The sequence below is a fragment of the Pseudomonas sp. zfem005 genome (assembly GCF_032621735.1).
GTDB classification, from domain to species: domain Bacteria; phylum Pseudomonadota; class Gammaproteobacteria; order Pseudomonadales; family Pseudomonadaceae; genus Metapseudomonas; species Metapseudomonas solani.
The window spans coordinates 391844-410137 of record NZ_JAVYJE010000001.1 but is presented as its reverse complement, the minus strand read 5'-3'; the positions used below and the strand labels follow the sequence as shown (position 1 = coordinate 410137).

Genomic DNA, 18294 nt, shown 5'->3' with positions numbered 1-18294 from the left:
TGTTCTCCGTTCTGGGCCCTGCGCGGTTTGGCTCGGGCCTGGCTGGGGCAGCTCTTGCATGGCCTTGCGGCCGAAGTGAAAGCGGAAGAATCGGTGTTTTTATTTTTTGCCTCGCCGTGGAGCATAAAGTATGTTTCTTCCATTGATCAATACGTTGACATTAATCTTCCAATAATCGACAGGGAACCGGGCATGCTGGACAGCAAAGTGGAGCAGATCGACGGCAAGCTCACGCCGAACGAACGCACCCTGTGGGCCTATATCCAGGCGAACCTGGAAACCATCGCCTTCGAGAGCGGCGCCAGCCTGGCGGAGAAGAGCGGGGTCAGCCCCAACACCGTCAGCCGCTTCCTGCGGCGCCTCGGCTACAAGGGGCTGAAGAGCCTGAAGGAGGAGCTGCGCGACGACATCCGCGTGCAGTCGCTGCTCAACACCACGCTGATCGAGCGGGTGGAGAAGCAACCGGACGACCTGCTCGCCCACCTCAACGAGGAGATCGATGCGCTGGTCAGCTTCGGCAGCCAGCTCAACAGCCAGCACTGGCAGGACATCGTCACCCGCGTGGCCGGCGCCGAGCGCGTGTTCGTCTGCGGCTTCCAGACCATCCGCGGCCTGGCCGAGGACTTCGCCAGCCGCCTGTCCCTGGTGCGTTCGGGGGTGGAGTTCCTCGACCTCTACCGCGGCGTGCTGGGCCAGTGGGTGGACAGCCGCGACGAGCGCTGCTGCGTGGTGCTGATCGATATCGCGCCCTATGCCGATGTCGGCATCGCCTTCGCCAACACCCTCAAGGAAGACACCGACCTGGTGGTGTTCACCGACGAATACGGCATCGCCCGGCACATCTCCACGCCCTGGATCGTCACCATGAAGACCAAGACGGGGCTGATCCTCGAATCCACCGGCGGCCTCACCAGTGCCCTCAACGTGCTGTTGCACTGCGTCGCCGCCCAGCGCAAGGGCGAGCTGAAGGAGCGCCTCGGCGCCTATCGCGCACGGGTGGAAAGCCTGCAGCTGTACCGCACCTGAGACCCCGGTTGCCCGAGCCGGGCACGGCTCACCCCGGCTGGCGCCCAGCCGGAGGTGGCTGCGCAAGTTGTCCGGAATTATCCCCTTTTGTCCGTTTATATCGTTCTGCCCCTTCGCCCCCGCTGACAGAATCAAAGGCGTCGAGGGCCTTTGCGCCATGCGAAAAAGCCCAATAAGAACAATCTCTTAGAGCTTGCGATAAGCATGTCCAGTGCGATCAGCATCGACCGTGTCTGCATGGAATTCGGCGATCCGGGGCAGGGCGTCCGCGCCCTGGACGAGGTTTCCCTGGAAATCCGCGCCAACGAGTTCTTCACCCTTCTCGGCCCCTCCGGCTGCGGCAAGACCACCCTCCTGCGCCTGATCGCCGGCTTCGAGCAGCCCAGCTCCGGCGCCATCCGCCTCTACGGCGAGGAGATGCAGGGCCTGCCGCCCTTCCGCCGCCCGGTCAACACCGTGTTCCAGAGCTACGCGCTGTTCCCGCACATGACAGTGGCGCAGAACATCGGCTTCGGCCTGGAGATGCAGGGCCGCCCCAAGGCCGAGATCGAGGCGACGGTGCAGCGCATGCTGGAGCTGGTGAAGCTGCCGGACGTGGGCCGGCGCCGCGCCGACCAGCTCTCCGGCGGCCAGCAGCAGCGCATCGCCCTGGCCCGCGCCCTGGCCAGCCGGCCCAAGGTGCTGTTGCTGGACGAATCCCTCTCGGCGCTGGACCAGAAGCTGCGCAAGGACATGCAGATCGAGCTCAAGCGCCTGCAGCACGAGACCGGCATCACCTTCATCTTCGTCACCCACGACCAGGAAGAAGCCCTGACCATGTCCGACCGCATCGCGGTGATGCACAAGGGGCGCATCCTCCAGGTCGGCAGCCCGACCGAGATCTACGAAGCACCGGTGGACCGCACCGTGGCCGACTTCATCGGCGAGACCAACTTCCTCGATGCCGAGGCGCTGGACAGCGGCGCGCGCCTGGCCGACGGGCAGGTGCTCGATGCCCCCGGCGAGCGCCGTGGCCCGGTGACCCTGGCCATCCGCCCGGAGCGCATCGCCATCGACCTGGACGGCAACCTCGAAGGGGAGGTGGAGACGGTGGTCTACGTCGGTACCGACACCCTCTACCTGCTGCGCGTGGCCGGGCAGAGCGGCTTCCGCGTGCGCCGGCAGAACCGCGACGGCGCCGGTGGCTGCCTGGAGGCCGGCACCCGGGTGCGCCTGCAGGTACCGGCCAGCGCAGTGCGGGTGCTGCCGCGATGAGCAGCCTGCGCGCCCAGGCCGAGGCCCGCCAGCTGCGCCGGCGCCTGCTGCTGGCCGCGCCGGCCATGTTCACCCTGGGCCTGTTCCTGCTGCTGCCCCTGGGCATCATGCTGCTGGTCTCGCTGCTGCAATCGGGGGATTACGGCGGCGTGAAGTGGGGCCAGTACTCGCTGGAGGCCTACGTCAACTTCCTCTACGAGCGCGACCTGGACGACAGCCTGGTGTTCAACACCGACTACCTGCAGATCTTCCAGCGCTCCTTCTGGCTGTCGGTGATGACCACTGCCGGCTGCCTGCTGATCGGCTTCCCCACCGCGCTGTACCTGGCGCTGCAGAACGAGCGCAAGCGCAACCTGCTGCTGTTCCTGGTCACCGTGCCCTTCTGGACCAACCTGCTGGTGCGGGTCTACGCCTGGATCCTGCTGCTGCGCAACGGCGGCCTGGTGGACAGCGGCCTGCACGGGCTGGGGCTGACCGACAAAGCGCTGGGCATCCTCTATACCGACGGCGCGGTGATCATCGGCCTGCTCTACACCTTCCTGCCGTTCATGGTGCTGCCCATCTACACCAGCCTGGAGAAGCTCGACTGGCGCCTGGTGGAGGCGGCCTTCGACCTGGGCGCCAACCGCTTCCAGGCCTTGCGCCGGATCATCCTGCCGCTGGCGATGCCGGGGGTGATGGCCGGGGTGATCCTGGTGTTCATCCCCTCCCTGGGCAACTACATCATTCCCGAGCTGCTGGGGGGCGGTAAGTCGCTGATGATCGGCAACCTCATCCAGCTGCAGTTCGGTGCCTCGCACAACTGGCCGCTGGGCGCAGCGCTGTCCTTCGCCCTGCTCGGCTTCGTGCTGCTGGCGATGCTGCTCTACAGCCTGCGCTTCAAGCCGGGCACCGCCGGAGGCCACCCATGAACCTGCAAGGCCCGCTCTGGCGCTTCACCGGCGTGCGCCCCACTGCCTGGCTGTTCTTCGCCTTCCTCTATGTGCCGATCCTGGTGCTGGTGGCGCTGAGCTTCAATGGCGGCCAGTCGGCGACCATCTGGGAGAGCTTCAGCCTCAAGTGGTACGCGGTGGTGGCCAACGACCCGGAGATCGTCCGCGCGGCGAAGAACTCGCTGCTGGTGGCCACCTTCGCCACCCTGATCGCCACCACCCTGGCCACCCTCGCCGCCCTGGGCATGCGCGGCCGCGCCTTCCATGGGCAGACCGCCATGAGCGGCGTGCTCGGCCTGCCGCTGCTGGTGCCGGAGATCGTCACCGCCGTGGCGACGCTGATGTTCTTCGCCTTCATCGGCCTGAAGCTGTCGCTGTTCACCATCCTCATCGCCCACGTGGTGTTCTGCATCCCCTTCGCCTACCTGCCGATCCGTGCGCGGCTGGAGGGCATGGACCCGCGCCTGGCCGAAGCCGCCGCCGATCTCTACGCCTCGCCCTGGAAGGCCTTCTGGAAGATCACCTTCCCCCTGCTGATGCCCGGCATTTTCTCCGGGGCGATGCTGGCGTTCATCATTTCCATGGATGACTTCGTCATCACCTACTTCGTCGCCGGGGCCGGCGCGACCACCCTGCCGGTGTACATCTTCAGCTCCATCAGGATGGGCATCTCGCCGAAGATCAATGCGATTTCCTCGATCATCCTGGTGATTTCCATAGCGTTCGTTGCGTTGTCCTACTACATCGGCCAGCGCAAGCGCTGAGCCCCAAGGAGCCCGTCATGACCCGCACCACACCGCTCGCGCTCTCCCTGCTGCTCGCCCTGGGCCTGTCCGGCACCGCCCAGGCCGCCGGCACCCTGCACCTGGCCAACTGGTCGGACTACTTCCCGCCCGAGCTGCTGAAGAAGTTCGAGAAGGACACCGGCATCAAGGCCACCCTGGACGCCTACGACAGCAACGAGACGCTGCTGGCCAAGCTCAAGGCCGGCGGCGGCGCATACGACGTGGTGGTGCCCTCGGACAGCTTCATCCAGATCATGGCCACCGATGGCCTGCTGCAGAAGTTCGACAAGGCCAAGCTGCCCAACCTGAAGAACCTCAAGGCCAACTTCCAGAACCTCGACTTCGACCCGGGCCACGACTACAGCGTGCCCTACCTCTGGGGCACCACCGGCTACAGCTACGACAGCAAGCAGGTGCCCGGCGGCAGCCTGGAGGAGAGCTGGAAGCCCTTCTTCGAACCGCCGGCCGAGCTCAAGGGCAAGGTGGTGGCGCTCAACTCCATCGAAGACCTGTACATCGCCGCGTCCCACTACCTGGCCATCGACCAGTGCACCGAGGACCCGAAGGACGCGAAGAAGATCCAGGACCTGCTGCTGGCGCAGAAACCGCTGCTGGCCATGTACAACAGCGACGGCACCATCGAGCGCATGGCCGCCGGCGAGGTGGCCATGCACATGCAGTGGAACGGCGCCTACCACCGCGCCCACGCCCAGCGCGACAGCCTGGTGTACGTCTACCCGAAGGAGGGCATCCACGTGTTCATCGACAACTTCGTGATCCCCAAGGACGCGGCCAACGTCGAGGAAGCCCACGCCTTCATCAACTGGATGATGCTGCCGGAGAACATCGCCGCGGCCTCCAACTTCGCCAAGTACAACAACGCCATCGAGGGCTCGGCCACCTTCATGGAGAAGGAGCTGTTCGACGACCCGGCGATCAACACCCCGCAGGACAAGTTGGAGCGCCTGAAGACCTTCAAGCTCTGCTCGCCCAAGGCCCTGAGCCTGCGCAGCAAGGTGTGGACCAAACTGAAGAAATGACCGGCTTCCGGCCCGCCGCCGGGCGGGCCGGACCACCCCGAGCCCCCTGGCGCGTCGACGGGAGCGACGCGCCGGCCACCTGCGCCCTCCGGCGCCCATGCACAAGAACAAGAGAGTGAACCGCCATGCCCCGCATCACCTGCCTTAGCGCCATCCCCCGCAGCGGCCGCTTGCCCGCCAGCTGACCCGGGGCCGATACGGCCCGCCCATCGACGCACGACGCGCCCGACGATCCACCCCTGAGCGCCTGCCTGGCAGGTGCCCGCGAGGTATTTCCATGAGCAAAGCCTTCGACGATTTCACCCACAGTGCCCAGGGCACCCACCTGCGGCGCATCCTCGGCCTGCCCGCCCTGGTGTTCTTCGGCCTGGTGTACATGGTGCCGCTGACGGTGTTCACCACCTATGGCGTGGTCACCGAGATCACCGGCGGGCGCACTGCGCTGGCCTACGTGGCCACGCTGGCGGCGATGATCTTCACCGCCTTCTCCTACAGCTTCATGGTGCGCAAGTACCCGGTGGCGGGCTCGGCCTATTCCTATGCCAGCCTGAGCTTCGGGCCGGCGGTGGGCTTCCTCGCCGGCTGGTCGCTGCTGCTCGATTACCTGTTCCTGCCGATGATCAACTACCTGGTGATCGGCCTGTTCCTCAACATCGCCTTCCCCGCCGTGCCGGCCTGGACCTTCGTGGTGGCGGCGGTGGCCCTGGTCACCCTGCTCAACCTGCGCGGCATCGGCTCGGTGTCGGGCATGAGCAACGCCATCGTCGGCGCGCAGCTGGTGTTCGTCGTGGTGTTCCTGGCGATGTCCGTGCGCAGCCTGGGCGGCGGCGAGGTGGACCTCATGGCGCCGCTGCTGGGCGATGGCACCCAGCCCGGCCTGGCGCCGCTGATGGCCGGCGCGGCGGTGCTGTGCCTGTCCTTCCTCGGCTTCGATGCGGTGTCCACCCTGGCCGAGGAGGCCCGCGACCCCCGCCGTGACATTCCCCGCGCCATCGTCATGACCACCGTCACCGCCGGCCTGCTGTTCATCCTCCTGGCCCTGGTGAGCCAGCTGGTGTTCCCCGGCAGCGCCTTCAAGGACCCGGACGCGGCCGCCACCGAGGTGATGCTCAAGGCCGGCGGCGGCCTGCTCGAAGCGCTGTTCACTGCCGCCTATGTGGCCGGTGCCGCGGGCTCGGCCCTGGCGTCCCAGGCCTCGGTGTCGCGCATCCTGTTCAGCATGGGCCGCGACGGCATCTTGCCGCGCCGCGTGTTCGGCCGCCTTTCGCCGCGCTACCGCACGCCCACCCTGTCGATCCTGCTGGTGTCCCTGGTTTCGCTGCTGGCCATCGTCATCGACCTCACCACCCTGGCCTCGATGATCAGCTTCGGCGCCCTGGTGGCCTTCTCGGTGGTGAACCTGGCGGTGATCCGCAGCCACCTGCTGGACGGCAAGCCCCACGGCCTCGGCGACAGGCTGCGCTACGGGCTGATGCCGCTGATCGGCTTCGGCCTGATCGCCTGGCTGTGGACCAGCCTCTCGGCGCTGACCCTGGGCATTGGCCTGGCCTGGTTCGCCGCCGGCTTCATCTACCTGGCCTGGCACACCGGCGGCTTCAGGCGGCCGGCGCCTCAGGTGCAGTTCTCCGAACACTGATTGAACCGACCCTCCCACCAGCCTCCCAAGGAGCCGGACATGCTGACCCTCTACAGCGACGACCATCACCTGCACCACGGCAAGCACGAACTCATCGGCGGCCAGTTCACCCCCTGCTTCGAGAAGCCCAGCCGCGCCGACATGGTCCTGGACCGCGCCAAGGCCGTGCAGCTCGGCGCCATCCAGGCGCCGCAGGACTTCGGCCTGGCGCCGATCCTGCGGGTACACAGCGAAGGCTTCGTGCGCTTTTTGCAGAACGCCTGGGCCGACTGGCAGGCCAAGGGCCGCCACCACGACATGCTGCCCATCGCCTGGCCGACCCGGCGCCTGCGCCAGGTGGAGCCCACCGACATCGACGGTCGCCTGGGCTACTACTCCTTCGACGCCGGCGCGCCCATCACCGCCGGCACCTGGCAGGCCATCACCAGCTCGGCCAATGTCGCCCTCAGCGGCCAGGCCGAACTGGCCAAGGGCGCACGCGGGGTGTTCTCCCTGTGCCGCCCGCCGGGCCACCACGCCGCCGCCGACTACATGGGCGGCTACTGCTACCTGAACAACGCCGCCATCGCCGTGCAGGCCATGCTGGACAAGGGCGCCAAGCGCGTGGCGGTGCTCGATGTCGACTACCACCACGGCAACGGCACCCAGGACATCTTCTACGACCGTGCCGATGTGCTGTTCACCTCGATCCACGGCGACCCGCGCTTCGAATACCCATACTTCCTCGGCTTCGCCGACGAGAAGGGCGAGGGCGCGGGCAGGGGCTTCAACTTCAACTACCCGCTGGCCGAGGGCAGCGACTGGGCGGTATGGAGCCAGGCCCTGGCCGACGCCTGCCGGCAGATCGCCGCCTTCGCCCCGGACGCGCTGGTGGTGTCCCTGGGTGTGGACACCTTCAAGGAGGACCCCATCTCGCAGTTCAAGCTCGACAGCCCGGACTACCTGCGCATGGGCGAGATCATCGGCCAGCTCGGCCTGCAGACCCTGTTCGTGATGGAGGGGGGTTATGCGGTGGAGGAGATTGGCATCAACGCGATCAATGTGTTGCAGGGGTTCGATGGGGTGGCGTGAGGTCGTCGCGGCTAGGGCCCCGGATGACCGCTTTCGTAGGATGGCGTAGAGCGAAGCGAAACCCATCATGCACAGGCACGTTGGGTCCTACCCAGCATGCGCCTCCTCTCTTTCGCAACAGCAAATCCCCAACGAAAAACGGCCCCGCAATGGGGCCGTTTGGAGGGCGGGGGTTGGATCAGTTGACCCGCTCGACGAACTCGACGTCGATCTCGCGGCCCATCAGGTCGCGGTCCACTTCACCGGTGAGCTTGACCTGGGCCTTGTCGTCGATGGCGTGGGGCGGCCAGTCTTCGTCGTCGATCTCGACCTTGATGGTGCCGGTGGCGTCCTTGAATTCGTAGATATCGCCCTTGATGCGTTTGACGATCTGGCCCTGGAGCACCACGGCGGCGTCGTCGGCGGCTTCCATGGCGGCGGCCACGGTGGTGACCTGGGGCGTGGAGCCGGGGCCGGTGTAGCTGGAGGCCAGGGCGGCGGTGGAGAACAGCGGGGCGATGAGCAGGGCGAGGTACTTGGCGTTCATGGGGTTGATCCCGTTCGATGTGGTTGACGGGATCAGGCTATGGCGCGGCGCTGAAGCCAGGCTTAAAACAGCCTTAAGCGAAGCTGAATGCCGTTAGCCACGCTCAGGAGCGTCTGTGTTGTCGGCCTTGCGGAACACGTAGAAGAGGTTGGGCTCGCTGACCATGTAGATGTCGCCGCGCTCGTCCATGGCCACGCCTTCGGCCCGGGGGATGCGCTTGGCCAGGCCATTGAGCCCACCCAGCAGGCTGATGAAGCTCACCGGCTCGCCGGTCTCGTCCAGCTCCAGCAGCAGGTTCGATTGCGCCGAGAGCACCAGCAGGTGGCCGGTGCGCGGGTCGACGCTGAGGGCCGAGAGGTTGCGCATGCCCAGGCCGTAGCCGGGGAGCGGGCGCAGGGCGCCTTCCAGGCGACGGCTGCCGTCGCTGTTCAGGCTGAACATCTCCGGCGTGCGTTCCTTGCCCAGCAGCAGGCGGCTTTGCGCCGGGTCCCAGGCGATGCCTTCGAAGCCCTTGTTGCCGGAATCCGGGAAGCCCAGGTCGAACTCGTCGCCCTGGGTCACGTCCAGCTCGCGGGTCAACGGGTCGAGGCGGAAGATCGACAGGCTGCGGCGGCGCTCGTCGGTCACCGCGACGTTGCCGTTCTCCAGCACCGCCACGCCTTCGGGGTTGGAGAAACCCTTGAGCGGAATGCGCCGCAGCACGTCGCCTTCACGGGTCAGCTCCACCAGTTGCGGCACCTTGCCGGTGACGGTGAACAGGGTGCCGGTGACCGGGTTGTAGGCCAGGTCGGAGGTTTCGTCGTTCTCCAGGCCCGCCAGGGGCTTGCCCTGCAGCACCGCCTTGTAGCCCGGCAGCCAGATGCTGGCGGCGCGCTCGCCCTTGCTCAGGTTGCGTTCGCTGAGCCAGAGGGAGGCGCGATCGTCGAGGTGCAGATAGCGGATGGAGGCGACGCAGGCCGCGAACAGGACCAGAAGGGTGCAGGTGCGGAGATTGGGGCGGGGAAAGGTCATGGCCATTGGCTACGGCTTCGGCTGGTGGCGGTAAGATCGTCTGCCACCGCCGAAGTTCCCTGGCGGCTTCAGATGACGCCGCTGTCGAACGAAGAATGACCGACCAGTTCCAGCACCAGGGCATCGCCCTTGTTCAGCGGGCCGACGCCCACCGGGGTGCCGGTCAGCACCACGTCGCCCGGCTGCAGGCTGAAGTGCTGGCTGATGGCCTGGAGCAGCGGCAGCACCGGGTTGAGCATGTCGCTGCTGTTGCCGTCCTGGCGCACTTCGCCATTGATGGTCAGGCGGATGCCGATGTCGCTCAGCTCCTCGATGGCATCGCCCGGCACGAAGGGCGCCAGCACGCAGGCGCCGTCGAAGGCCTTGGCGACTTCCCAGGGCCAGCCCTTCTCCTTGAGCTTGGCCTGCACGTCGCGCAGGGTCAGGTCCAGGGCCGGGGCGAAGCCGGAAATGGCGTCACGGGCTTCTTCCAGGCTGGGGTTGCGCGACAGCGGCTTGCCGATCAGCACGGCGATCTCCGCTTCGTAATGCACCACGCCACGGTCCTCGGGAATGGAGAAGCCGCCTTCGATGGGCACCACGCTGGAGGCCGGCTTGATGAACAGCAGCGGCTCGGTGGGCACCGGGTTGTTCAGTTCCTTGGCGTGCTCGGCGTAGTTGCGGCCGATGCACACGACCTTGCCGAGAGGGAAATGGATGCGGGTGCCGTCGACGTACTGGTGCTGATAGCTCATTTACCGACTCCTGAACGGTGTGGATGCAAAACAGGCGGGGGATCGCTCCACCGCCTGCCTGCTCAATTGAAAATCTTGCCGGGGTTCATGATCCCGTTGGGATCAAACACCGCCTTGATGGCCTTCATCACAGCGATCTCGGGCTCCGAGCGGCTGTAGGTGAGGTAGTCGCGCTTGGTCATGCCCACGCCGTGTTCGGCGGAGATCGAGCCGTTGTACTTCTGCACGGTCTCGAACACCCACTTGTTGACGGTCGCGCACTTGGCGAAGAACTCGTCCTTGGACAGGGCGTCCGGCTTGAGGATGTTCAGGTGCAGGTTGCCGTCGCCGATGTGGCCGAACCAGACCACTTCGAAGTCCGGGTAGTTGGCTTCGACGATGGTGTCGATGTCCTTGAGGAAGGCCGGCACCTTGGAAACGGTCACCGAGATGTCGTTCTTGTAGGGCGTCCAGTGGGAGATGGTCTCGGAGATGTACTCGCGCAGCTTCCACAGGTTCTGCAGCTGTTGCTCGCTCTGGCTCATCACGCCGTCCAGCACCCAGCCCTGCTCCACGCAGTGCTCGAAGGTGGCCAGGGCGTCGTTGGCCACTTCCTCGGTGGTGGCTTCGAACTCCAGCAGTGCATAGAAGGGGCATTCGGTCTCGAAGGCCGCCGGCACGTCGCCACGGGCCATGATCTTGGCCAGGGCCTTGTCGGAGAAGAATTCGAAGGCGGTGAGGTCCAGCTTGCTCTGGAAGGCGTGCAGCACCGGCATGATCGAATCGAAATCGGGGGTGCCGAGGACCATCGCGGTGAGGTTCTTCGGCGCACGATCCAGGCGCATGGTGGCCTCGACCACGAAGCCCAGGGTGCCTTCGGCGCCGATGAACAGCTGGCGCAGGTCGTAGCCGGTGGCGTTCTTGATCAGGTCCTTGTTCAGCTCCAGCAGCTCGCCGGTGCCGGTGACGACCTTGAGGCCGGCGACCCAGTTACGGGTCATGCCGTAGCGAATGACCTTGATCCCGCCGGCATTGGTGCCGATGTTGCCGCCAAGTTGGCTGGAACCTGCGGATGCGAAGTCCACCGGGTAGTACAGGCCCTTGTCCTCGGCGAAATTCTGCAGCTGCTCGGTGATCACACCCGGCTGGCACACGGCGGTGCGGTCGAATTCGTTGAATTCGAGGATCTGGTTCATGTAGTCGAAGGCCACGACCACCTCGCCATTGGCGGCGACGGCGGCAGCGGAGAGGCCGGTACGGCCGCCCGAGGGCACCAGGGCGACCTTGTGCTGGTTGGCCCAGCGGACGATGGCCTGCACCTGCTCGGTGGTCTTGGGGAAGACGATGGCGGTAGGTGCTGGCGCGAAGTGCTTGGTCCAGTCCTTGCCGTAGGCGTTCAGGGAATCAGCGTCGGTCAGCACCTTGCCAGGCTCAACCAGGGTCTTCAGCTCTTCGATCAGGGCAACATTGGTCATCAAGGGAACTCTCGAATCATTCATGGTCGCCCTGAGAACGTTTCAGGTCGCAACCGAGCAAGGAAAAAGGAGAACATGCTAGCATACGCACCCCGTGAATCATGCCTTACAGGCGTTTTGCGGGGTAGCTGCAGCACAGCCTTCTGAACTTTTCTACCGGGACAAATAGGTACGCAGATGAGCAAGACCTCCCTCGACAAGAGCAAGATCAAGTTCCTTCTCCTCGAAGGCGTCCACCAGAACGCCGTGGACACCCTGAAGGCCGCCGGCTACAGCAACATCGAGTACCTCAAGGGCGCGCTCTCGGACGACGAACTGAAGGAAAAGATCGCTGATGCCCATTTCATCGGCATCCGCTCCCGCACCCAGCTGACCGAGGAAGTGTTCGACTGCGCCAAGAAGCTCATCGCCGTGGGCTGCTTCTGCATCGGTACCAACCAGGTCGACCTGAACGCTGCTCGCGAACGCGGTATCGCCGTGTTCAACGCCCCCTATTCCAACACCCGCTCGGTGGCCGAGCTGGTTCTGGCCGAAGCCATCCTGCTGCTGCGCGGCATCCCGGAGAAGAACGCCTCCTGCCACCGTGGTGGCTGGATCAAGTCGGCGGCCAACTCCTTCGAGATCCGTGGCAAGAAGCTCGGCATCGTCGGTTACGGCTCCATCGGCACCCAGCTCTCGGTGCTGGCCGAGGCCCTGGGCATGCAGGTGTTCTTCTACGACACCCTGACCAAGCTGCCGCTGGGCAACGCCACCCAGATCGGCAACCTGCACGAGCTGCTGGGCATGTCCGACATCGTCTCCCTGCACGTTCCCGAGCTGCCCTCCACCCAGTGGATGATCGGCGAGAAGGAAATCCGTGCCATCAAGAAGGGCGGCATCCTGATCAACGCCGCGCGCGGCACCGTGGTCGAGCTGGACCACCTGGCCGCCGCCATCAAGGACGAGCACCTGATCGGCGCCGCCATCGACGTGTTCCCGGTCGAGCCGAAGTCCAACGACGAAGAGTTCGAAAGCCCGCTGCGTGGCCTGGATCGCGTGATCCTCACCCCGCACATCGGCGGCTCCACCGCCGAGGCCCAGGCCAACATCGGCCTGGAAGTGGCCGAGAAACTGGTCAAGTACAGCGACAACGGCACCTCCGTGTCCTCGGTCAACTTCCCCGAAGTGGCCCTGCCGTCGCACCCCGGCAAGCACCGCCTGCTGCACATCCACGCCAACGTTCCCGGCGTGATGAGCGAAATCAACAAGGTGTTCGCCGACAATGGCATCAACATCTCCGGCCAGTACCTGCAGACCAATGCCAAGGTCGGCTACGTGGTGATCGACGTCGACGCCGAGTACTCGGACCTGGCGCTGGAGAAGCTGCAGCACGTCAACGGCACCATTCGTAGCCGCGTCCTCTTCTAACCCAGGGCTGCTGCGCGTCGGCGATACGGCGTTGGGAACAGCCTCGAAGTGCTCATTCACAGATGTGAACTCCGCGCTTCTCGGCCATTCCCGCCTTGTCTCGCTCTAGCTCGCGAGCCCTGACGATGGAGATGGACACTGAAAAGGGAGGCTTTGGCCTCCCTTTTTCATGCCTGGGATTTCAGGTTCATCTGATGATTCGAGCTGAGGTTCGACAGGGTAAGTGTGTGCCCTAGGGCCCTGACGATGGAGCTGGACAGTAAAAAGGGAGGCCTTGGCCTCCCTTTTTCATGCCCGCGATTTCACGTTCATTTCACGGTGACGGTGATCTTCTCGGAGATGACCGGCGGGTCCAGTGGCACGTGGTTCTTGTCGCCCACCAGCAGCTGCAGGGTGTGCTTGCCCGGCGGCAGGGTGACCTGGGTTTCCGTCTGGCCCTTGCCGAAGTGCTTGAGGTTGTCGGTCATCGGCAGCGGCATGTTCATCGCCGGCTCCTTGTCGACATCGATCAGCAGGTGGTGGTGGCCGGTGGCGGGAGAATCGACCCCGGCGGGCGCGACGCCCATGCCCTGCAAACCGAACTTGACGCTAAACGTCTTGTCCACAGTGGCGCCGTCGGCGGGCTCGATGAAATAAACCTTGGCGCCTTCGGGTGCCGGGGTACGTGGCATCTCGGCGAACGACGCGGTGGAAACCACCGCCAGCAGGGCCGCAAGGCCCAGGGGAGCGTACGCAAGCTTCATGACTGACTCCTTGTTGGTAAGCAACACACAGACCCTGCATGGGGGGTTAGGTTCAGCGGCCGACGTTGCCGGTTGTGTCTACGCTGAACCCACCGTCCCGGGTCATCGATCAAGAAGAACCAGAGGTTTACCTGAAATGCGCCTGTTGCACTGCCTGCTCGCTCTCCTTCCCCTGGTCGCCGCGCCGCTGGCCCGGGCCGACCTGATCGACGATGTCTGGGAGCGTGGCAGCCTGCGGATCGCCCTGGTGGACGACGCGCCGCCCTATAGCTTCCGACAGGACGACAAGCTCACCGGCTATGAGGTGGAGCTTGGCCACGCCCTGGCCGATGAGCTCAACGTCAAGGCGGATTTCATCCCCGTGCCGCGCGACAAGCTGCTCGATGGCCTGCGCAGTGGCAGTGTAGACATCGTGCTTAGCCGCGAGGCCCAGGCCGCCCGTGATGATCAGCAACTGGAGTTCAGCGAGCCCTATGGCGTTGGTGGCGGCCAGCAGATCGCCGGCGGCGTCGACAGCGGCGGGCTGACCCAGTCGCTGGCGCCCAGCCAGGCCCAGGACAAAAGCACGGAGAGTACCGAGCAGGAACCGCAGGAGCAGTCGATCCCCTTCCTCAAGGAGAACCCGGCGTTCCGCAGCGCCCTCAACAATGCCCTGAACAAGCTCAAGAGTAGCGGGCGTCTGGACGAGCTGTCGCGCAAGTGGCTGGAGGGCCAGGCGCCTTCCCAGGCGGCGTCGGAGAGCGAGAAGCCGCAGCCATCGCCCCAGCCCGAATCCAAGCCCGAAGCAGACCCCGAGCAGCCCTAACCGTCTGCTGCGGCTTCCCGCGCCGCCAGCCAGGCGGCTGCGGCCTCAAGCTGCGTTTCGTTGAACACCCGCACGCCTTCGGCGCGCAGCAGCGCCGCCGTCACGCCTTCGCCGGGCACGCGGGTGCCGCTGAAGGTGCCGTCGTAGGCCTCTTCGTTGCCACAGGAAGGGCTGCGTGACTTCAACAGCGCCACGCCGATGCCATGGCGACGCACCAGCTCCAGGGCGATACGGGCCCCGGCGACGAAGGCCCCGGTAACGTCCTCGCCCGTGTCGGTGACGACCGGGATCAGCCCCTCCAGCACCTGCGTGCCCTGGCCGCCCGGAATCTCCGCCGGCGCCCTGGGCGTGGGAAGGCCGCCCGCCACTTCGGGGCAGACCGGTACCACCCGGCCTTCGTCCTGCCAGCGTTGCAGCAGGTCATAGGGGCCGTGGGCGCCGCCGTCGTATCTCACCCGTTGCCCCAGCAGGCAGCGGCTGACCAGAATCTTCTGCATGAATCACTCCTCGAAGGCTGCCAGCCTACTCCGCGTCGCTGCCAGGGTCACCGCGCGTAACACCCGTGAAGTTCCTGGCGCCGCACCAGTCTTTGGCTGGCCCATCCTTAGGCGGGAAGCGGCGAGGGGCACTGGCGCAGCGGCAAGGGGCTCCCCAGACTGCGGCGGCCAACCCGCGAAGGACAGCCGCCATGCCCATAACAAGAACGATCCCGCTCCTCGCCTGCACCGCCCTGCTGTTCTGCGCCTCCAGCCAGGCAGCCATGGAAACACTCGATAACCAGCAGCTTTCCGACGTCACCGGCCAGGCCGGCATCAGCATCCGCCTGGACGTGATGGCGCGCATCGACAAGCTCAGCTGGACCGACAGCGGCAACAGCGTCTCGCTGCGCAACATCCGCATCGACAACGGCTGCGACAGCCCCAGCGCCTGCCCCAATGGCGCCGGTGGCAGTTTCGCCCTGGGCCCGGCGCAGCTCGGCCTGACCTTGCCGATCTTCAACATCGACCAGCCGACCCTGATGGTCGATGTGGTGAAGAACGCCAGCGGCAAGGACCAGATGGTTCTCACCCTGCCGGACCTGACCACCATCAACAACCAGCTGATCCAGTCGGGCCTGCCCGCCCAGCGCATCCGCATGCGGGTGAGCAGCGACATGTACGTGGGCGACAGCAGCCTGGGCAATATCGAGATCCGCGACATCGTCGACCTGCGCGGCACCTTCAAGGTCTGGGGCCACTAAGGCCCCGGGCGGCTCAGAGCGGGCCGTCACCGCGGCGGCGGAACCAGCCGGTGAGGGAGAGGCGCTCGCGGCTGGCCGGCAGCACCTCGTGGGGCAGGTCGCCGGAGAGGAACACCACCAGGGTGCCGGCTTCGGGGAGCACGTCGTGGGTGGCGCCGTCGGCCAGGTACAGGCGCAGTTCGCCGCCTTCGCCGGGCTGCCAGTCGGGGTTGAGGTAGAGCACCGCCGAGACCGCACGGCGATCGTCGTCGCGGAAGCGGTCCAGGTGCTTCTGATAGAACGCCCCCGGCGGATAGAGGGCGAAATGCGCCTCGAAATCCTCCAGCCCTAGGAACAGCTCGCGGTTCAGCCGCAGGCGCAGCGCGTCCATCAGCTCCAGGTAGTGGTCGCAGGGCGCGGCCTGGCCGGGTTCCAGCCAATCGATGCGGTCGCCACGGATGCCTTCGCGCACCTGCTGGCCATCGCCCCGGCCGATGCCCGCCGGGCTCAGCTCGCCGGCCGCCGAACGGGCGCGGCATTCCCGCGCCAGGGCGGCGACCAGGTCGGCCGCGATGGCGCCGGGCTGCAACGACCAGCCTCGCTGGGCAACGTCGTCGCTGATGGGCTCGAAGGGGATGAAAGCGTCGGGATTCGGCATGGTCGGCGCATTCTAATCAGGCCGCAGAAGGCCGCCTACAGCGTTCGGATAAATTTATGACGAGGCCTTCTCAGCTCCTCGACAAGCCCGCCCGCCAGCACGGAGAATAGCCCCCGCGCCACCATGGCCGGAGCCCCAGCCGCCGTGCCCTCCGCCCATGCAGCCCGCACCCCGACCGAACCGAACCTGCAGCCCCGGGTCTAGAACAACACCGGATCGCGCCCTCCAGGAGTCACCATGCGCCTGCTTCTTGCCGTCACCTTCCTGCTCATCGGTCTGCCGGCGCTGGCCGACGACCACGCCAGCCTGTACCAGGCGGCGGGCTGGCCGGAACAGCGGGCGCACTTCAACGATGCCCTGACGGCGGCCCAGCAGCGCTACCAGAAGACCCTGCCGCCGGCCGTCTACCAGGCCCTGGTGAACAACAGCAACCAGCGTTTCCAGGCCCAGGCCATCGACCAGCGCGCCCAGGCCGCCCTGCGTAACGCACTGAACGACCCGCGCCCGGCCCTGGGCTTCTTCCAGTCGCCGCTGGGGCGCAAGATCATCGCCGCCGAAGTGCTCGCCACCCGCCGCGACCAGTTGGCGAAGAACGCCAACGGCCTGCCGCGTATCGACGCCAGCGCCACCCGCCGGCTGCAGGTGCGCCACCTGGCCCAGGCGCTGCCGGCCAAGGAAGCCGGTGCCGAGGTCAGCCTGGCCCTGGCGGGCGTGGCAGCCGACAGCCTCAGCCAGATGCTCCCCGGCCTGCTCGGTGGCGGCCAGGCCCAGGGCCTGCTCGACAGCCAGCGCCAGCGGGTGATGGAGCAGATCAGCAACGACCTCGACAACACCCTGCTCTACGTCTATCGCGACCTGTCCGATCCGGAATTGGAAGAGTTCGTCACTTTCGCCGAGTCCGGCGAGGGCAAGGCCTATTACCAGGCCGCCTTGGCCGCCGTGCGCGCCGGCCTGGCTGTGGGCCAGGATGCCGCGAGCCTGGCGCCCGCGCAGCAGAGCTACTAGCCCGCCGCTGCGGGCCTGGCTCAGTACCCCAGGCGTTCCCGCAGGAAGGCGAAGTAACGCTCCCGATAGGCCGGCGCCTCGTTCACCAGGTGGTGCCCGGCCCCCTCCAGCATCAGCACCTCGGGTTGGGCGAACTTGTCGTCCAGCACCTTGAGGTTGTGCCGCCAGTCCACCGTCATGTCGCCATCGCCCTGGATCACCAGCGGGCGGCGCGATGAGCGTGGCGCCGCCTCGATATGCGGCACCCAGCGCGACAGCGCGCCAACCCAGGCGGTGGGCAGGTTCTGCGGCTGCAGCGGGTCGTGGTGGTGGACGAAGTCGATGAACTCGGCATCGCTGGAGTTGACGCTGAAGCGCCTCGGGATGCTTTCGACGAAGGGCTTGAGCATGCGGTAGCTGAATTTCGACCAGCCCCAGGCGCGCGGGCGTACCAGGGGCGCGAACAGCAGGGTCTCGCCGATGCAGGCCTCGGGGGCGCCGGTCAGCAGGTAGTCGAGGATGATCGCGCCGCCGGTGCTCTGCCCGGCCAGGTGCCAGGGCTGCGGCAGGTCCAGCGTCCGCGCCTCGGCCAGCAGGCCGCGCAGGGTCGCCTGGTATTCGGCGAAGTCGAGGATGCTGGCGCGGGCGCCGCTGGACAGCCCATGCCCCGGCAGGTCGCAGGCGATCACCGCCAGGCCCAGTCCCAGCGCCCACTCGATCACGTGGCGGTACAGGCCCATGTGGTCGTAGTAGCCGTGCAGCAGCACCAGGGTCGCGCGCGGCTGCACCGGCCACCAGGCCTGGGTGGCCAGGGTGTAGGACTCCACCTGCATCACCCCCAGGCGCGTCTGCACGCCGGGAATCCGCGCCGAGAAGTCCAGCCCGTAGAAGGCCCGGTAGAGGCCGGCCAACTGCAGGTCGGGTGCCGCTGCGGCCAAGGGTCGCAGGAGCGAGCGCAGTTGATCGGGCTGGAAGGCGTCTGGCATCGGGGGTATCCATTCGAACGGGG

At 66.3% G+C, this 18294-nt stretch carries 19 protein-coding genes; 11 read left to right on the top strand and 8 right to left on the bottom strand.

Annotated elements, in window-relative coordinates; genetic code table 11:
* Window positions 1-192 precede the first annotated feature (192 nt).
* The 7 genes from RTW82_RS01870 to RTW82_RS01840 all read left to right on the top strand — a co-directional run bounded on the left by RTW82_RS01870 (window position 193) and on the right by RTW82_RS01840 (window position 7744).
* The gene (locus RTW82_RS01870; RefSeq protein WP_021218273.1) at window positions 193-1026 is read left to right on the top strand and encodes a MurR/RpiR family transcriptional regulator; all 834 of its coding nucleotides are present in this window, start codon (window positions 193-195) and stop codon (window positions 1024-1026) included.
* Window positions 1027-1230: 204 nt separating this feature from the next.
* The gene (locus tag RTW82_RS01865; protein ID WP_316924086.1) at window positions 1231-2280 is read left to right on the top strand and encodes an ABC transporter ATP-binding protein; all 1050 of its coding nucleotides are present in this window, start codon (window positions 1231-1233) and stop codon (window positions 2278-2280) included.
* A complete protein-coding gene (locus RTW82_RS01860) occupies window positions 2277-3191 on the top strand; it encodes an ABC transporter permease (protein WP_184488352.1) in 915 nt (304 codons plus the stop codon). Before RTW82_RS01865 ends, RTW82_RS01860 begins: the two co-directional genes overlap by 4 nt.
* Window positions 3188-3976: an ABC transporter permease gene (locus RTW82_RS01855; RefSeq protein WP_316924085.1), complete on the top strand. Its 789-nt coding sequence runs from the start codon at window positions 3188-3190 to the stop codon at window positions 3974-3976. The genes RTW82_RS01860 and RTW82_RS01855 overlap by 4 nt, the downstream gene beginning before the upstream one ends.
* 17 nt (window positions 3977-3993) lie before the next feature.
* On the top strand, window positions 3994-5037 hold the full coding sequence (locus tag RTW82_RS01850; RefSeq protein ID WP_316924084.1) for an extracellular solute-binding protein: 1044 nt from the start codon (window positions 3994-3996) through the stop codon (window positions 5035-5037).
* 277 nt (window positions 5038-5314) lie between these two features.
* Window positions 5315-6673: an APC family permease gene (locus RTW82_RS01845; RefSeq protein WP_316924083.1), complete on the top strand. Its 1359-nt coding sequence runs from the start codon at window positions 5315-5317 to the stop codon at window positions 6671-6673.
* 39 nt (window positions 6674-6712) lie between these two features.
* Entirely contained in the window at window positions 6713-7744 is a 1032-nt protein-coding gene (locus RTW82_RS01840; protein ID WP_316924082.1) for a histone deacetylase family protein, read from the top strand.
* A gap of 178 nt (window positions 7745-7922) precedes the next feature.
* Here the strand turns inward: RTW82_RS01840 and RTW82_RS01835 are convergent, their stop codons facing one another.
* The 4 genes from RTW82_RS01835 to RTW82_RS01820 all read right to left on the bottom strand — a co-directional run bounded on the left by RTW82_RS01835 (window position 7923) and on the right by RTW82_RS01820 (window position 11469).
* Window positions 7923-8270 carry a NirD/YgiW/YdeI family stress tolerance protein gene (locus RTW82_RS01835; protein ID WP_021218280.1) on the bottom strand — a complete coding sequence of 116 codons (348 nt, stop codon included), beginning with the start codon at window positions 8268-8270 and terminating at the stop codon, window positions 7923-7925.
* A 93-nt stretch (window positions 8271-8363) separates the two neighbouring features.
* Window positions 8364-9281, bottom strand: a complete 918-nt coding sequence (locus tag RTW82_RS01830) for an SdiA-regulated domain-containing protein (RefSeq protein ID WP_148304384.1) — start codon at window positions 9279-9281, stop codon at window positions 8364-8366.
* 68 nt (window positions 9282-9349) lie between these two features.
* A complete protein-coding gene (locus RTW82_RS01825; protein ID WP_021218282.1) occupies window positions 9350-10015 on the bottom strand; it encodes a fumarylacetoacetate hydrolase family protein in 666 nt (221 codons plus the stop codon).
* Window positions 10016-10077: 62 nt separating this feature from the next.
* Window positions 10078-11469 (bottom strand): FAD-binding oxidoreductase, encoded by a 1392-nt coding sequence (locus RTW82_RS01820; RefSeq protein ID WP_021218283.1) that lies wholly within the window; start codon window positions 11467-11469, stop codon window positions 10078-10080.
* Window positions 11470-11646: 177 nt separating this feature from the next.
* Here RTW82_RS01820 and serA point away from each other — a divergent pair, with 177 nt between their 5' ends.
* On the top strand, window positions 11647-12876 hold the full coding sequence (serA, locus tag RTW82_RS01815) for a phosphoglycerate dehydrogenase (RefSeq protein WP_021218284.1): 1230 nt from the start codon (window positions 11647-11649) through the stop codon (window positions 12874-12876).
* Window positions 12877-13184: 308 nt separating this feature from the next.
* On the opposite strand, the gene RTW82_RS01810 is transcribed toward serA, so the two are convergent.
* Window positions 13185-13619 (bottom strand): DUF4399 domain-containing protein, encoded by a 435-nt coding sequence (locus tag RTW82_RS01810; protein ID WP_021218285.1) that lies wholly within the window; start codon window positions 13617-13619, stop codon window positions 13185-13187.
* Window positions 13620-13755: 136 nt separating this feature from the next.
* Between RTW82_RS01810 and RTW82_RS01805 the strand changes: the two genes are divergently transcribed.
* The gene (locus RTW82_RS01805) at window positions 13756-14424 is read left to right on the top strand and encodes a substrate-binding periplasmic protein (protein ID WP_316924081.1); all 669 of its coding nucleotides are present in this window, start codon (window positions 13756-13758) and stop codon (window positions 14422-14424) included.
* On the opposite strand, the gene RTW82_RS01800 is transcribed toward RTW82_RS01805, so the two are convergent.
* The gene (locus tag RTW82_RS01800) at window positions 14421-14921 is read right to left on the bottom strand and encodes a DUF523 domain-containing protein (protein ID WP_316924080.1); all 501 of its coding nucleotides are present in this window, start codon (window positions 14919-14921) and stop codon (window positions 14421-14423) included. The two genes, RTW82_RS01805 and RTW82_RS01800, sit on opposite strands and share 4 nt — an antisense overlap.
* Window positions 14922-15112: 191 nt before the next feature.
* On the opposite strand from RTW82_RS01800, the gene RTW82_RS01795 reads away from it, so the two are divergent.
* The gene (locus tag RTW82_RS01795) at window positions 15113-15664 is read left to right on the top strand and encodes a DUF6160 family protein (RefSeq protein WP_316924079.1); all 552 of its coding nucleotides are present in this window, start codon (window positions 15113-15115) and stop codon (window positions 15662-15664) included.
* 13 nt (window positions 15665-15677) lie between these two features.
* On the opposite strand, the gene RTW82_RS01790 is transcribed toward RTW82_RS01795, so the two are convergent.
* Window positions 15678-16301 carry a 2OG-Fe(II) oxygenase gene (locus tag RTW82_RS01790; RefSeq protein ID WP_263401607.1) on the bottom strand — a complete coding sequence of 208 codons (624 nt, stop codon included), beginning with the start codon at window positions 16299-16301 and terminating at the stop codon, window positions 15678-15680.
* Between the two features lie 237 nt (window positions 16302-16538).
* Between RTW82_RS01790 and RTW82_RS01785 the strand changes: the two genes are divergently transcribed.
* On the top strand, window positions 16539-17306 hold the full coding sequence (locus RTW82_RS01785) for a hypothetical protein (protein ID WP_263401608.1): 768 nt from the start codon (window positions 16539-16541) through the stop codon (window positions 17304-17306).
* 20 nt (window positions 17307-17326) lie between these two features.
* Here RTW82_RS01785 and RTW82_RS01780 read toward each other — a convergent pair whose 3' ends face one another.
* Window positions 17327-18271: an alpha/beta hydrolase gene (locus RTW82_RS01780; protein ID WP_316924078.1), complete on the bottom strand. Its 945-nt coding sequence runs from the start codon at window positions 18269-18271 to the stop codon at window positions 17327-17329.
* Window positions 18272-18294: the final 23 nt, after the last annotated feature.

Coding starts and splice junctions, on each gene's coding strand:
- RTW82_RS01865 (WP_316924086.1), top strand. CDS start 1,231: ATGTCCAGTGCGATCAGCATCGACCGTGTCTGCATGGAATTCGGCGAT.
- RTW82_RS01855 (WP_316924085.1), top strand. CDS start 3,188: ATGAACCTGCAAGGCCCGCTCTGGCGCTTCACCGGCGTGCGCCCCACT.
- RTW82_RS01860 (WP_184488352.1), top strand. CDS start 2,277: ATGAGCAGCCTGCGCGCCCAGGCCGAGGCCCGCCAGCTGCGCCGGCGC.
- RTW82_RS01850 (WP_316924084.1), top strand. CDS start 3,994: ATGACCCGCACCACACCGCTCGCGCTCTCCCTGCTGCTCGCCCTGGGC.
- RTW82_RS01825 (WP_021218282.1), bottom strand. CDS start 10,015: ATGAGCTATCAGCACCAGTACGTCGACGGCACCCGCATCCATTTCCCT.
- RTW82_RS01840 (WP_316924082.1), top strand. CDS start 6,713: ATGCTGACCCTCTACAGCGACGACCATCACCTGCACCACGGCAAGCAC.
- RTW82_RS01785 (WP_263401608.1), top strand. CDS start 16,539: ATGCGCCTGCTTCTTGCCGTCACCTTCCTGCTCATCGGTCTGCCGGCG.
- RTW82_RS01800 (WP_316924080.1), bottom strand. CDS start 14,921: ATGCAGAAGATTCTGGTCAGCCGCTGCCTGCTGGGGCAACGGGTGAGA.
- RTW82_RS01795 (WP_316924079.1), top strand. CDS start 15,113: ATGCCCATAACAAGAACGATCCCGCTCCTCGCCTGCACCGCCCTGCTG.
- RTW82_RS01845 (WP_316924083.1), top strand. CDS start 5,315: ATGAGCAAAGCCTTCGACGATTTCACCCACAGTGCCCAGGGCACCCAC.
- RTW82_RS01790 (WP_263401607.1), bottom strand. CDS start 16,301: ATGCCGAATCCCGACGCTTTCATCCCCTTCGAGCCCATCAGCGACGAC.
- RTW82_RS01870 (WP_021218273.1), top strand. CDS start 193: ATGCTGGACAGCAAAGTGGAGCAGATCGACGGCAAGCTCACGCCGAAC.
- RTW82_RS01805 (WP_316924081.1), top strand. CDS start 13,756: ATGCGCCTGTTGCACTGCCTGCTCGCTCTCCTTCCCCTGGTCGCCGCG.
- serA (WP_021218284.1), top strand. CDS start 11,647: ATGAGCAAGACCTCCCTCGACAAGAGCAAGATCAAGTTCCTTCTCCTC.
- RTW82_RS01820 (WP_021218283.1), bottom strand. CDS start 11,469: ATGACCAATGTTGCCCTGATCGAAGAGCTGAAGACCCTGGTTGAGCCT.
- RTW82_RS01810 (WP_021218285.1), bottom strand. CDS start 13,619: ATGAAGCTTGCGTACGCTCCCCTGGGCCTTGCGGCCCTGCTGGCGGTG.
- RTW82_RS01780 (WP_316924078.1), bottom strand. CDS start 18,271: ATGCCAGACGCCTTCCAGCCCGATCAACTGCGCTCGCTCCTGCGACCC.
- RTW82_RS01835 (WP_021218280.1), bottom strand. CDS start 8,270: ATGAACGCCAAGTACCTCGCCCTGCTCATCGCCCCGCTGTTCTCCACC.
- RTW82_RS01830 (WP_148304384.1), bottom strand. CDS start 9,281: ATGACCTTTCCCCGCCCCAATCTCCGCACCTGCACCCTTCTGGTCCTG.